This is a genomic window from Herbaspirillum sp. Sphag64 (assembly GCF_014192645.1).
GTDB lineage: Bacteria > Pseudomonadota > Gammaproteobacteria > Burkholderiales > Burkholderiaceae_D > Herbaspirillum.
The window spans coordinates 1-12,372 of the sequence record NZ_JACHYE010000013.1 but is presented as its reverse complement, the minus strand read 5'-3'; the positions used below and the strand labels follow the sequence as shown (position 1 = coordinate 12,372).

The 12,372-nt window shown below is 54.4% G+C and carries 14 protein-coding genes; 5 read left to right on the top strand and 9 right to left on the bottom strand.

From position 1 onward, the window contains the following. Positions 1 to 121 precede the first annotated feature (121 nt). Positions 122 to 436, bottom strand: coding sequence for a hypothetical protein (locus FHW66_RS17190; protein ID WP_183381055.1), 315 nt, complete (start codon positions 434 to 436; stop codon positions 122 to 124). A gap of 178 nt (positions 437 to 614) precedes the next feature. Beyond that, a complete protein-coding gene (locus FHW66_RS17185) occupies positions 615 to 1,715 on the bottom strand; it encodes a saccharopine dehydrogenase family protein (protein WP_183381054.1) in 1,101 nt (366 codons plus the stop codon). A gap of 306 nt (positions 1,716 to 2,021) precedes the next feature. On the opposite strand from FHW66_RS17185, the gene FHW66_RS17180 reads away from it, so the two are divergent. Next, a complete protein-coding gene (locus FHW66_RS17180) occupies positions 2,022 to 2,861 on the top strand; it encodes a transporter substrate-binding domain-containing protein (protein ID WP_183381053.1) in 840 nt (279 codons plus the stop codon). Between the two features lie 47 nt (positions 2,862 to 2,908). Here the strand turns inward: FHW66_RS17180 and FHW66_RS17175 are convergent, their stop codons facing one another. From FHW66_RS17175 to FHW66_RS17165, 3 genes are read right to left on the bottom strand one after another with little or no spacing between them, the layout of a single operon-like run. Beyond that, positions 2,909 to 3,355, bottom strand: a complete 447-nt coding sequence (locus FHW66_RS17175; protein WP_183381052.1) for an Lrp/AsnC family transcriptional regulator — start codon at positions 3,353 to 3,355, stop codon at positions 2,909 to 2,911. An 8-nt stretch (positions 3,356 to 3,363) separates the two neighbouring features. Further along, positions 3,364 to 4,119: an amino acid ABC transporter ATP-binding protein gene (locus FHW66_RS17170; protein ID WP_183381124.1), complete on the bottom strand. Its 756-nt coding sequence runs from the start codon at positions 4,117 to 4,119 to the stop codon at positions 3,364 to 3,366. A gap of 28 nt (positions 4,120 to 4,147) precedes the next feature. After that, on the bottom strand, positions 4,148 to 4,816 hold the full coding sequence (locus FHW66_RS17165; protein ID WP_183381051.1) for an amino acid ABC transporter permease: 669 nt from the start codon (positions 4,814 to 4,816) through the stop codon (positions 4,148 to 4,150). 239 nt (positions 4,817 to 5,055) lie between these two features. Between FHW66_RS17165 and FHW66_RS17160 the strand changes: the two genes are divergently transcribed. Next, positions 5,056 to 6,336, top strand: a complete 1,281-nt coding sequence (locus FHW66_RS17160; protein WP_183381050.1) for a D-amino acid dehydrogenase — start codon at positions 5,056 to 5,058, stop codon at positions 6,334 to 6,336. A 149-nt stretch (positions 6,337 to 6,485) separates the two neighbouring features. Further along, complete coding sequence (locus tag FHW66_RS17155) at positions 6,486 to 7,037, top strand: cell division protein FtsI (protein ID WP_183381049.1); 552 nt, start codon at positions 6,486 to 6,488, stop codon at positions 7,035 to 7,037. A gap of 33 nt (positions 7,038 to 7,070) precedes the next feature. Here FHW66_RS17155 and FHW66_RS17150 read toward each other — a convergent pair whose 3' ends face one another. Then, positions 7,071 to 7,766 carry a flagellar basal body L-ring protein FlgH gene (locus FHW66_RS17150; protein WP_183381048.1) on the bottom strand — a complete coding sequence of 232 codons (696 nt, stop codon included), beginning with the start codon at positions 7,764 to 7,766 and terminating at the stop codon, positions 7,071 to 7,073. 269 nt (positions 7,767 to 8,035) lie between these two features. On the opposite strand from FHW66_RS17150, the gene folE reads away from it, so the two are divergent. Together folE and FHW66_RS17140 are read left to right on the top strand one after the other, a co-directional pair. Next, positions 8,036 to 8,743 (top strand): GTP cyclohydrolase I, encoded by a 708-nt coding sequence (gene folE, locus FHW66_RS17145; protein WP_183381047.1) that lies wholly within the window; start codon positions 8,036 to 8,038, stop codon positions 8,741 to 8,743. 2 nt (positions 8,744 to 8,745) lie between these two features. After that, positions 8,746 to 9,171, top strand: coding sequence for a BLUF domain-containing protein (locus tag FHW66_RS17140; RefSeq protein ID WP_183381046.1), 426 nt, complete (start codon positions 8,746 to 8,748; stop codon positions 9,169 to 9,171). Positions 9,172 to 9,203: 32 nt separating this feature from the next. Here FHW66_RS17140 and FHW66_RS17135 read toward each other — a convergent pair whose 3' ends face one another. From FHW66_RS17135 to FHW66_RS20750, 3 genes are all read right to left on the bottom strand, one after another. Then, positions 9,204 to 10,463, bottom strand: coding sequence for an HD-GYP domain-containing protein (locus FHW66_RS17135; RefSeq protein ID WP_183381045.1), 1,260 nt, complete (start codon positions 10,461 to 10,463; stop codon positions 9,204 to 9,206). Positions 10,464 to 10,709: 246 nt separating this feature from the next. Beyond that, positions 10,710 to 12,131 carry an MFS transporter gene (locus FHW66_RS17130; protein WP_183381044.1) on the bottom strand — a complete coding sequence of 474 codons (1,422 nt, stop codon included), beginning with the start codon at positions 12,129 to 12,131 and terminating at the stop codon, positions 10,710 to 10,712. Between the two features lie 2 nt (positions 12,132 to 12,133). After that, the coding region (locus FHW66_RS20750) for a hypothetical protein (RefSeq protein WP_221197052.1) at positions 12,134 to 12,372 on the bottom strand (239 nt) is incomplete at its 5' end.

Below are 12,372 nucleotides of genomic sequence, written 5' to 3'. Positions count from 1 at the left end.
CACCTGAACATGCCGCAATGACAAGAGTGAACTACCCGCGGCACCGTATGCATGATAGCAAATGCCCTGACAAATCGGGCCAGGAGAACACAAAATCCTCAAGCCTGGCCGATAGGAAATCTTACTTGAAAGTCGTCAATGACTTCCCTTGTTCCTGAGACGCTGGGTCCCCCTTGCCTTGTCGGGGTACGCAGCGGAAGCTGAGTTCTACCTGCATCGGCTGCCAGCTGCGTGCCTGTTGTCGCAACTGCATGTCCTTACCCTGAGCGTCGCACCAGCTGGTTGCTTTCTCACGGCTGGTGGCGGTCAACGCATTCATGGACATGGTGTAGCTCATGCCGTTGGCGGTCAGTCGATAGTTGCCATCGCCGTCTTCAGCGGTAACTGCACTGTAGCTGGCGCAGCCACTGATGGCCGTGCTTGCGAGGAGAGCCATGACGGTCAGAACTTTCCCTTTGCCAAAGCCAGTTTGGCGGGCAGATGCGGTGGAAAGGGAGATCGGATGCGTGTTTGGAAGATTGGTGTTGCGCACGAGACAGAGAACTCCGAATGAAGGGTCGCACAATGAACCGAAGATGTTGCTACGCACTGCTATTTTACGCGCAGCAAAGTCATCATACACCACGTACCTGACTATAGACGCTGCCAAAACGATTGGCGAGAAAGTCGTCGAGCTGTACCTGCTCCTGGGCGACGAAGCCTGATTGTGGTAAGCGTCCTGCAACGAACAGGTCAACCGCGGCACAGACACCGGCCGCTGTGGTGCGCTGGATCGCACTTTCGTGGCACCCATTGGCATGGGTTGAAAAGATCTTGCGACTGAATACCTCCTGCATCAATTGTCCTTCGCGCAGACCGCTTACCGTAATGAATACCAGCACCACATCCTGCATCGTGCCGGGAATGCTTTTACGCAGGATACTCTTGAGCAGTTCTGGCTCACGTTTAAGCCCGAGATCGTCGAGCAGGAATTTCATTTTTTCCTGATGCCCTGGATAACGAACCGATTTGTAATCCAGATTCCGGATGCGCCCAGCCAGCGTATCGCACAGGGTGCCGAGTCCGCCAGAGGTATTGAAAGCTTCATATTCAACGCCATCGAGTGAAAAGTGCTCCAGCCCTTCCAGTGGATCGACGGCGACTGGATGACCATCATGCAGCGCTTCGCAGGGATGGCAGTACTCGTTGATCAGGCCATCAATACTCCAGGTGAGATTGTATTTGAGCTCGTTATTGGGGAACTCGGGTAGTGCGCCGACCCGCATCTTGACGTCAAGCACTTGATCGAACGAGGCCGTCAGTGCATGGGCGGCGATGCCGATGAATCCTGGTGCGAGACCGCATTGGGGCATAAACAGCGTATCGGCATCACGCGCGATGGCCTTGATTTGTCTGGTCGCGCTGACATCCTCGGTCAGGTCAAAGTAGTGGGTGTGGGTATCTCTGGCCACCGCAGCGACAGTGCTTGCCAGATGGTAGGGCAGTGCATTGATGACGATATCGGCTTCGCGCAGCAGCGGCGCCAGTACCGCCGGATCGGCTGAGTTGGCGACCCGGGTGCTGACGTTTGCGCTGTCGATGTGCTGCAGCGCACTGTCTTCACGATCGATGACGGTGACCCGGTAGTCGCCGCTACCGGCAAGGCGTTGTGCAATGGCGCTACCGATATGACCGGCGCCGAGCAGTGCAATATTTTTTTGATCCTTGGTAGTCATGACAGATTCCCCTGCGGTGTTGATGAATGACTTCATCTTAGACGGGGTTCGATACGATAAAAAGACCAATGTTGTAGTGATTATTGTGTGTTTCTAGTCAAAATGATGTGCATAAACTTACATCATGTAGTGTTTGCGATGGTGGCATTTTGAATCGCGACTCATGGATGTCTTGATGCATGGCTCTGCCAGCAGTGGCGGCTTAGGATTAGAATTGATAACCGGCGCCAACGACGCGTTGCCGTCAGAGCAGGTACTAGGGTCGTAGAGCCCTTTGCCTATTGATTTCTATCAGGGAGAAAAGTAATGCCAAACCGCCGTCGCTTTATCACTAATCTCGCAGGACTCGCCGCTGCCGGTTCTTTACCCGCAGCGTTCGCGCAAAGCGTCGCGGGGGAAAACACCCTGGCGCGTATCAAGCGCACCAAAGTCTTGCGTATCGGCGGTGTACGCGGACAGGCGCCTTACTACAACAAGGATCTGGTCAGCGGTGAATGGGGTGGCTTTATGGTGGATTTCGCCCGCAGTCTGGCGGCCAGCCTGAACGTCAAGCTGGAAGTGCAGGAAACTACCTGGGGCAATTCGGTACTGGACCTGCAGACGCGCAAGATTGATGTGTTCTTTGGCATGAATCCGACACCGGTACGCCGTGAAGCGGTCGGGTTCTCCGAGCCCCTGTTCAATAATGCCTTCACGATTGTCGCCAAGAAGGGCTTTGCACCCAAGACCTGGGCTGAGCTGAATAATCCCGGCGTGAAGATTGGCGTGGATATCGGTTCATCCCACGATCAGATGATTTCTCGCGTCTGTCCGAACGCCACCATCGTGCGCCTGGAAAAGGCAGACGATGCGACGCTTGCGCTGCAAACCGGCCGGGTCGATGTGCAGGTACTGGTCTGGCTGCTGGCATTGAATGTGTTGAAAAAGAACCCCAGCCTGGGCACCATGATTGTGCCGATGCCACTGGAGGCAACCTCGACCAATATCGCGGTGCCCAAGGAAGACGACAAGGCCTGGCTGGAGACCGTCAACAAGTGGATCGAGCAGGAGCGTGCCGCTGGCAAGATCAAGACGACAGTCTTGCAGAATTTGCAGAAGCTCTCCGGCGTGCGCCCAGAAGATGTGCCGCCACAAATCCCTCTGTAATCAACGCTCAGTATGGAGGCTGGTTCGGCAGATGGTGTGTCTGCCGGTCAGCGATCAATCTTGCGTGACAGGACAATCGAGGTCGTGGTCTTGATGACGCCTTCGATCTCGCCGATTTCATCGAGCAGTTTGTCTAGTTGCTCGGCGGAGTCGGCGCGTAGCCAGGCGACGTAATCAAACTCGCCGCTGACTGAGCAGAGTTGTTCAACTTCCGGAATGCGCTTGAAACGTTTGAGTACTTCGCGTGCCGTTTTTGGTTCGACCGTGATGCCGACATAGGCACGCAGGCCGCTATCGCTGATGTCTTGCCCAAGTCTGACGGTATAACCCGCGATGACATTGTTCTTTTCCAGCCGCGCCAGACGAGCAACGACGGTGGTGCGCGCCACGCCAAGCTTGCGCGCCAGGTTGGCAACGCTCTCGCGCGCCGAGGCCTGCAACAGCGCAATGAGCTTGCGATCCGTATCGTCGAGCAGGTCGAGGCGGGCGCTCATGGTAGTCCTTAACCGTTGAAGCGTGACAGAAAGGCTTGCGTGGCCGCTTGCCGTGGCTGATCGATGACTTGCTCAGGTGGGCCAGCTTCGACCACTACGCCATCACGCATAAAGACCACCTGATCGGCCACTTCACGGGCAAAGGCGATCTCATGCGTGACCAGAATCATGGTCATGCCATCTGCTGCTAGCGAGCGAATCACGTTCAGTACTTCGCCGACCAATTCCGGATCTAGCGCCGAGGTGGCTTCGTCAAACAGCATCACGCCGGGCTGCATGGCCAGTGCACGGGCAATTGCCACCCGTTGCTTTTGTCCGCCGGAGAGGCGTTGTGGGTAGATGTCAGCGCGATCGGCTAAACCGACTTTCTGCAACAGCGCTTGTGCTTGCGCACGGGCTTCGACTTTGGGTTTGCGCAGTACGGTGAGCATCCCTTCCATGACGTTTTCCAGAGCGGTCATGTGTGGGAACAGGTTGAAGTGCTGAAATACCATCCCTGTATTGGTACGAAACTTTGCAAGCTCGCGGTCTTTCAACGGTGTCGAGCCCTTTTTTCCAGCGCCGAAACTGAACTGCTGCTCACCAACCCGAATGCTGCCATGCTCCGGCACGGTCAGCAGGTTGATGCAACGTAGCAGAGTCGATTTGCCGGAGCCGGAGGGGCCAATCATGGCGACCACGCTCCCTTTGGTGACTTGCATCGAAATGTCCTTGAGCACGACATGGTCGCCGAAGGACTTTTTCAGATTCTGGATGTCGATCATGACTTGAAGGTTAACGTCGCGCATGGACTCAGGCCCCTTGTTGTTGGTTCAGGCGCGTTTCCAGGCGTTTGGCCCAGATGGTCGCTGGTAGCAAGATCAGGAAATACATGACTGCTACCAGTGTGTAGATTTCCAGTGGACGGTAGGTTTCGTGGGCAATGATCTGACCTTGGTAGAGCAGGTCGGGAACGGCCAGTACCGACAGCAGTGAAGTATTCTTGAGCTGCATGATGGATTGACTGACCAGTGGTGGTGTCATGCGCTTGAATGCCTGCGGCAAAATCACCCGGCGCATCAATTGCAGACGGGTCATGCCCAGTGCGCTGCCGGCTTCGGTCTGGCCGACATCGATGGAGATGATGCCGCCACGGATGATTTCCGAGTAGAAGGCACCGCCATAGAGAGTCAGCGAGACCAAGGCGGCAGTACCGGCTGACATTTCGATCCCTGCTAGTACCGGCAAGGCATAGTAGAACCACACCAGCTGCACCAATACCGGGGTGCAGCGAAACAGCTCGACATAGGCGCGCAATGGGCCGGATATCAGCGGATTGCTTGACAGCCGACCGAGCCCGACCAGCAGTCCCAGCAATAAACCCAGCGCGACGCACGCCACGGTATAGGCCAGCGTATAGCCGAAACCCACCGCGATGATGTTACGGAATTGCCAGAGCGAGGCAAAGTCCCATTGATACATTGTGATTCCCTTTTGATTTTTGCCTGAACGCGTTCACCATTGCAGGAAGCGTACCAGCGGCCTTCAATCACTAACAACTGTCGGTCTTCTCCTGAAGGCTTCGCAATTGTAAAGGAGAACATGCGCATGCAGATAGCGCTGCTTGCCGTGCTTATCGGGTCTACTTATTGGTTAGAATAGTCACCTTATTCTGCGATCGTTGCCATGCTTTCTCTGCGCTGGCAAAACCTATTCTCATCATGCATATCATCGTTCTCGGCGCTGGGATTGTCGGCGTGACCACCGCTTACTTCCTGCACGAAAAGGGTTACACCGTGACCGTAGTCGATCGTCAGCGCGAGGTCGCCGTAGAAACCAGTTTCGGTAATGCCGGTCATGTCTGCCCCTCCTATGCGACGCCATGGGCGGCACCGGGTATGCCGGCCAAGGCGCTCAAGTGGACGGTGCAGAGCTGGCTTGGCATGGAGACCGCACTGCGCTGGAGTCCGCGTCTGGATCGTCATCAGTGGCGGTGGTTGCGGCAGTTCCTGTCGCAATGCAATGCCGAGCGCTATGCCATCAATAAGGCGCGCATGGGGCGTCTGGCGCGGTATAGCCATAGTCAGCTCAAGGCGATACGCGAGCGACTGGATATCCAGTATGAACAGACTACGGGCGGGAATCTCCAAGTATTCCGGACCCAGGAAGGACTGGACAACGCTGGGCTGGCAGCCGGGGTACTGGCCGAGGCTGGTGTTCCTTTTCAGTTGCTGGATGTGGCTGGATGCATGGCGTTTGATCCTGCCTTGGAGGCGGCCAGAGGGCAACTTGTCGGTGGCATGCTATTGCCCCAGGACGAGACCGGCAATTGTCCCTTGTTTGCGCGCGCGCTGGCGGAGTGGCTCAAGACGCAGGGTGTGGTTTTTCGACTCGGTACCGCGGTGCGTGCACTCGCACATGCTGGCGGGGAATTGACCGGGTTACATGTCGATGACGAGCATGGTCAGTCAGCTCTGCTGCAAGCCGATGCCTATGTCGTGGCCTGTGCCAGCGCGTCGGTATCCTTGCTGGCCCCGCTGGGTTTGTCCTTGCCGGTCTATCCGGTCAAAGGGTATGCGATTACTGCACCCGTCACGGATGCTGCGGCTGCGCCGCGTAGTGGCGTCATGGACGAATATTACAAGGTCGCCATTACGCGAATGGGCAACCATATCCGCGCTGCGGGCACGGCAGAGATTGGTAATTGGGATACGCGGGTGTCACCAAGGGATTGCGCGACGGCAATCAAGTCACTCAAATCACTATATCCTAATGGTGCCGACATGAGTCGCTTGCAGTATTGGGCGGGCCTGCGTCCGATGACACCGGATGGCGCTCCACTCATTGGTGCAACTTCGTATGCCAGGCTATACCTGAACGCTGGACATGGCTCCAATGGCTGGACAACGGCTTGCGGAAGCAGTCGCCTGATTGCCGACAGAATTGCTGGTGTGACCAGTGAAATCGTTAGTGACGATCTTGGCCCGCTGCGCGTCATATAATAGGTGTTGCTGCAAATACATCGACAATGGCATATTAGTGTGTATTCTTGCGCTAATTGGTGCAAAAATAGTTGGTATGCCGGCAGATGTTATCAATTTGCTTTTGAGTCTGTTTTTCAGTCTGCTTTTCAGTCCAATCGGTCGTCAGCATGGTCAAACTTATTTTCGTCTTTTTGTCTGCCGCCTCCTTGTCGGGCTGTTTCAGCACGGTGCTGGATGCTGCCAGTCTGGTCGGTACCGGTGTCAATGCCGCGGGCTCACTACTGCCGCATAAGGCAGACAGTTCGAATGTATTTGATCACGATGAGATCAAGGAAGTCTGTATTGAATGGAATGGCTCCGTGGCGTTGAGCGACTTTGTGCCCAGCCTGCAATCCGAGCTGCAAAAGCATGGTGTGCTCAGCCGTGTCTACAATGCAGGAACCCAGCCTACCAATTGCCCGCTGACCATGGCCTACAACGCGTTCATCAAATGGGACGTCAAGGCATTCAGCAGCAGTTATTCCCCTTATCTTGCCTACGCTTCACTTACCTTGCGCCGAGAAGGCCGGGTCGTTGGTACAGCGCAATACCAGATTGGCTCATTTGGACAGGATAAGTGGGGATCGACGACGAGCAAGCTGGGACCATTGGTTGATGTCTTGGTGGTTGTCCCGGACAAAAAGGCAAAGAAAGACACTTCGACTTTCAGCGGGTCTTGAGATCGCTGTGAGTAACTCAGGATGATGCCTGAATCACCAGAAAGTCAGGATATCCCGGAAGAATTTCTGCAAGGCATTTTGTTGATTAGCGTCAGCAACTCCACCGCCACCGATCTGCTCGAGTCTGGCATCGGCTACATCGCTCGATGACACGACATTACCCCCATGAATATCACGGGTACGGACTACGCCAGAGAAGCGCAGCGTATTGATCGATCCATTCATACTGATGCGTTTCTCACCAGCAACGACGAGATTGTTATTAGGCAGCACTTCAGTCACGGTGACCATGAGTACACCGGTCATCGTATTGGAATTATCAGTCTGACCAGATCCCTTGAACGAGTCTGCGCCAGTGGCGGTGTCATTGATATTGAAAATCGATGCCAGCAATCCGCTCATGGACTTGCCCGCACCAGGACCAACCTGTTTGAGAGAGGTCGCACGGCTGTTGTTGGTTGTGGACTTGGTGCTGCCGGACAGCGACTCTGAGATATTGATTTTCAGAATGTCGCCGATATTGTGGGCATTCGGTTCTTCAAACAACTGCGCACTGTTGACACGAAAGATCGCGCCATTGCTCTCAATATTAGCGACTGGGTAGGGTGGGCGAACACTAGTCGGACCAGGCACGACTGGCGGCGGCGGGGTGCCGCAGGCACTTAGTAAGCACAGACCTAACCCTAAGCCCGTCAGTCCTGCGCGATGAGCGATGCGCCGCTGATTCATGATTTCCCCACACCTAAACAAATCGAAAGCCGATCAAGGAGCCAGTTGCCGAAGCTTGCCGACACAAATAGACACCTACTCAATTCTAGCAAATAAAGCTTAATATTCCAGAGGATACATCAAGAATGTCACTACAGGCGCTATTTTGCGCGGAGTTGCTACCGTCTGGACATAGGTTTTCCTGACCGGGCACGATCCAAACCGATTTGGCGTTTCAAGGCATAATGTGGCTACTTTCAATTGCAAGTGCGATCGCACCCCAGTTCATAATGGCCACAGAGCAACCACAACAAAGCGTGCATGACGCACTGGTGTCAGCGCGGATTCGCGCCCGCATCAAAGCCGCAGGCGTTCGCTTTCACGCCAACGACAATATTGCCGCCTTTATCCGTGAAGGTGAACTCGAGGCGCTGCAAGCCGAGGTGCAATCCAAGCTGGTTGGTGTGTTGGAAAGCCTGGTGATTGATATTGAGAGCGATCACAACACCCAGGATACCGCCAAGCGAGTTGCTAAAATGTATCTGCAGGAAGTTTTTCGTGGTCGTTACCAGCCTGCGCCACCGGTCACCGAATTTCCCAATATTGAGCGCCTCAATGAGCTCATGATTGTTGGACCGATTACAGTACGTAGTGCCTGTTCCCACCACCTGTGCCCGATCATGGGCAAGGTCTGGGTCGGCGTGATGCCCAATGAGCACTCGAATCTGATCGGGCTGTCCAAGTATGCACGTCTGGTCGAATGGATCATGAGTCGGCCGCAAATTCAGGAAGAAGCTGTATCGCAAGTGGTTGATTTGCTGATGCAAAAGCTGCAACCGGATGGCCTGGCACTGGTGATGGAAGCCGATCACTTCTGCATGCACTGGCGTGGTGTCAAGGATACGGAGTCCAAGATGATCAACAGTGTCATGCGTGGTTCATTCCTGCGCGACGCTGATTTGCGCCGCGAGTTTCTTTCTCTCATCCGCAAGGGGTAAGCATGTTAGTAAGACTGATTTACGCAAGCCGCGCCTCGACAGCGATCAGCCATGAGTCAATGGAAGGTATCTTGTCGGCCTCGCGTCGACATAACCCCAGTAATGGGATCACGGGTGTGCTCTGTCATAGCGATGAAATCTTTGTCCAGGCACTCGAAGGGGGCCGCGATCAGGTCAATCAATTGTATGTGCGTCTGCTGCAGGATCCCCGCCACCGCGATGTGGTACTGCTTTGCTACGAGGAAGTTGCCGTACGTCGATATTCGTCCTGGACGATGGGCAAAGTGAGCTTGGACAAGATCAATCGTTCGTTATTGTTGAAGTATTCCAGCAACGGCACCCTCAATCCTTATGATGTCCCTGCCTGTGCTACCGTCGCCTTACTTGACGAGCTGGCGGCAACCGCGGCTTTTGCGGTGCGTGACTAGCAGGCAATAGCGCCGGGCAGGCTTCGTCAGTTTCAGAATGCTACGCGAGGTCCCCAGACGGCATCCAGATTGGGCAGCTTGTATTTGCTCGGATCAGCGTGCGACACAATTTTGTCGCTAGTCCTGCTAGCGGCGAGGTCGATGATTTCAATTGGAATCGGTGCCATGGTGCGGGTAGAGAAAAACGTCTTCACTTTTGGTGTGAGTAACGATCCCGGATGTTGATCCAGCACAATCCCAATTTTTCCCGACATCATTAATACGCAAGATCCGGTCGGGAAGATTCCGACGCTCTTGATGAACGCTTCTAGAATGATTTCGTCAAAATGCCCCTCGTTGGAGGCCATGCGTTTGATTGAATGACCTGGTTCCCAACCCGGCTTGTAGGGACGGTCGGAGGTAATTGCATCATAGACATCACACACCGCGCCCATTTTGGCGAAGAGGGAAATCTGGCCACCACGCAGATTAAACGGATACCCGCTGCCGTCAATTTTTTCGTGATGATGCAGGGAAACATCGAGAGCCGCTTCACTGATGCCGTTGACGTTGCGCAGAATTTCATGGCCTGCCACGGTATGCTTCTTGATCGAGGTGAACTCGTCATCCGTGAGTTTGCCAGGCTTGTTCAGAATATCCGACGGCACTGCCATCTTGCCGATGTCATGTAATAGTCCCGCCACACCTGCTTGTCTGGTGTGTTCAGGGGATAGTCCCAGCTTGTGCGCCAGCGCAATCATCAAAGCACAAACTGCCACCGAATGCATATAAGTGTAGTCGTCAGTATTCTTGAGTCGTGCCAGGCTGATGAGCGCGCCTGAATTGCGCGATACCGACGCGGTAATTTCCTGCACAATTGGTAAGGCTTGCTTGACATCAACGGCTTTACCCATGCGTGACTCATTGAACATGGTCATGATGGCTTGCTTGGATGAAGTCAGAATACGGCTTGCCGTGACCCGCTCCTGTTCGACGCTGACCTTGATGTTCAGCTTCGCAGGTACCGGTTTGGTTTCCGCTGCCGTTTCGGCTTCTTTCTCTTGCTTACTGTCTGATGTAGCAGCTACCGTTGTCGTGGTGGCGACTTCTTTCTCTTCTTCCGGCAGGACATCCACGCCCTTGGTAGTGCAGATGACGATCTTCTCGATATTGCCGTGTCGCAATATTTCAAGATCTTCGCGTTTTTCCAGTTTGAAAGAACCCCTCCAGAATGGATGATTCATCCATGGTCCCGGAATTTCCTGGATATACATTCCAAGACGTAACTGGTCAGGGGCAATCCGTTTGAACACGCTGAAATCTCGCTTTGAAACAAATAGTGAAGTAGTGGTCGTTCGGGGGCCGAAGGCTTCACCCGATCATCATATCGACCGAGACAGATGCAGCTGACGCGATAATGTATCTATCGTAGCAGAACATCCATTCCATTTAGCAATAGCGATGCATAGATACTCCTGGATTCCCTTGCTCTTTGTATATACCGTTGTGATCAGTTCCTTATTGTTGCTGCTGAGAAAAATTTGAGTAAGCCGATTGCTTCACCTGGGTGTCCGTGGCGCAGCAGGATTGTTTGTCAGCAGTCGGAGAAAGCTTGCCAGACAAGCCGCTCCCGCGAAGCCAGCGCCGAGCCCTAGCGCCAGCCGTGATCCATGCGACATCGAGACGCTGAAACACAAGGCGACCAATGCCGCACCAATACTTTGTCCAAACAATCGTGCAGTGGCCACGATGCCGCTTGCGCCGCCACTGCGCTCAGCGGGTGCGCTCGTCATCAGGGCCTTCAAGTTAGGTGATTGAAAGAAACCGAAACCCATTCCACACAACAGCATGCGCCAGGAGATATCAAATACGCTGGGTTGTCCCGGCATGAACGCCATCAGTAGCATGCCGATACTCAGCAACGCCAGCCCGACACCACCAAGGATGCCGGCAGGATAGCGATCAGAAAGACGTCCTGCGATGGGTGCCATGATGGCGACTGCAACCGGCCAGGGCGTCATTAGCAAACCGATTTCCACCTGAGTCCGTCCGAGGTCGTGATGAAAGAAAAAAGGCAGTGAGACGAAGGCCAGCCCTTGTGCCGCAAACGAACACACAGCAGTCACTGCAGAGAGCGCAAACATCGGACGCCGGAACAAGTCGACCGGCAGCATCGGTGCGGGATGCGATGCCTGTCTGCGTAGAAGGAAGACGCCACAAATAAGTGCAGCCGCAAATTCAAGTCCGACGACGTTGGCAGATGCCTGGTGCGCACCTTCGCCGATAGCTAAAATCAGCAAGCCAAACGCCGCAGCATTCAGCAATGCCGTCTTCATATCAAAATGATGCGTAGAGTTAGGCGTGAACGGAAGCGACGGGATGGCCAGAGCCAAGCCAATCAGGCCGAGTGGAACGTTGACCGCAAACAACCACGGCCAGGGAGCGATCGCCAGAATCGCTGAAGCCACGCTGGGACCAACGGTAAAGGCAATAGCGACAATCAGTGTATTGAGCCCCACGCCGCGCCCAAGACCCTTGGACGGATAAATGAAACGTATCAGCGCCGAATTGACACTCATGATGCCGGCGCCACCCAGTCCCTGCAGAAAGCGTGCTACCACTAGCGTTGGCAGTGACCAAGAGACTGCACACAGCAATGATGCTGCGGTGAACAGCGCAAGGCCGCCTATATATATACGCCGGTAACCAACGATTTCTCCCAGCGCAGCCAACGGCAGCAGGGACACCATCATTGCCAGCTGATAAGCGGTCACGATCCAAACAGAGGCTGCCGGTGTCGTGTGCAGATCTATTGCCATCACGGGTAAGGCGGTGTTGGCAATGGCGGTATCCAGTGTGGCTAATCCCACTGCGATAGAGAGAGTGACAACGGCTAATGTGCGTTTGTCAGCTGGTAAGCCTTCTCCGGCGGTGACAATATGATGCGCTTTTGCATTGTGCGAGGGTGTTGTGGGATCCATCTTTAATAGGCATTGGTAGGTGTCACCTTCAATGATATCGGGTAACTGCCGACGTCGCTGGCTGCACCTTTTTCGGTAAAGCCTATCGCCTGCTGGATAGTAAGCATGTACGCGGATAATGAAGCAAACAACAAGGCCATCCCTGCGGGATGGCCTTGTTGTTTATGGTGTTGGTTTTTTTTGTTTGTTCGAAGAGAGTGAGTGTGGGCGTGGGTTTGCGAGGGGTTTGGTAAAAAGTTTA

Coding starts and splice junctions, on each gene's coding strand:
- FHW66_RS17190 (WP_183381055.1), bottom strand. CDS start 436: ATGGCTCTCCTCGCAAGCACGGCCATCAGTGGCTGCGCCAGCTACAGT.
- FHW66_RS17185 (WP_183381054.1), bottom strand. CDS start 1,715: ATGACTACCAAGGATCAAAAAAATATTGCACTGCTCGGCGCCGGTCAT.
- FHW66_RS17180 (WP_183381053.1), top strand. CDS start 2,022: ATGCCAAACCGCCGTCGCTTTATCACTAATCTCGCAGGACTCGCCGCT.
- FHW66_RS17175 (WP_183381052.1), bottom strand. CDS start 3,355: ATGAGCGCCCGCCTCGACCTGCTCGACGATACGGATCGCAAGCTCATT.
- FHW66_RS17170 (WP_183381124.1), bottom strand. CDS start 4,119: ATGATCGACATCCAGAATCTGAAAAAGTCCTTCGGCGACCATGTCGTG.
- FHW66_RS17165 (WP_183381051.1), bottom strand. CDS start 4,816: ATGTATCAATGGGACTTTGCCTCGCTCTGGCAATTCCGTAACATCATC.
- FHW66_RS17160 (WP_183381050.1), top strand. CDS start 5,056: ATGCATATCATCGTTCTCGGCGCTGGGATTGTCGGCGTGACCACCGCT.
- FHW66_RS17155 (WP_183381049.1), top strand. CDS start 6,486: ATGGTCAAACTTATTTTCGTCTTTTTGTCTGCCGCCTCCTTGTCGGGC.
- FHW66_RS17150 (WP_183381048.1), bottom strand. CDS start 7,766: ATGAATCAGCGGCGCATCGCTCATCGCGCAGGACTGACGGGCTTAGGG.
- folE (WP_183381047.1), top strand. CDS start 8,036: ATGGCCACAGAGCAACCACAACAAAGCGTGCATGACGCACTGGTGTCA.
- FHW66_RS17140 (WP_183381046.1), top strand. CDS start 8,746: ATGTTAGTAAGACTGATTTACGCAAGCCGCGCCTCGACAGCGATCAGC.
- FHW66_RS17130 (WP_183381044.1), bottom strand. CDS start 12,131: ATGGATCCCACAACACCCTCGCACAATGCAAAAGCGCATCATATTGTC.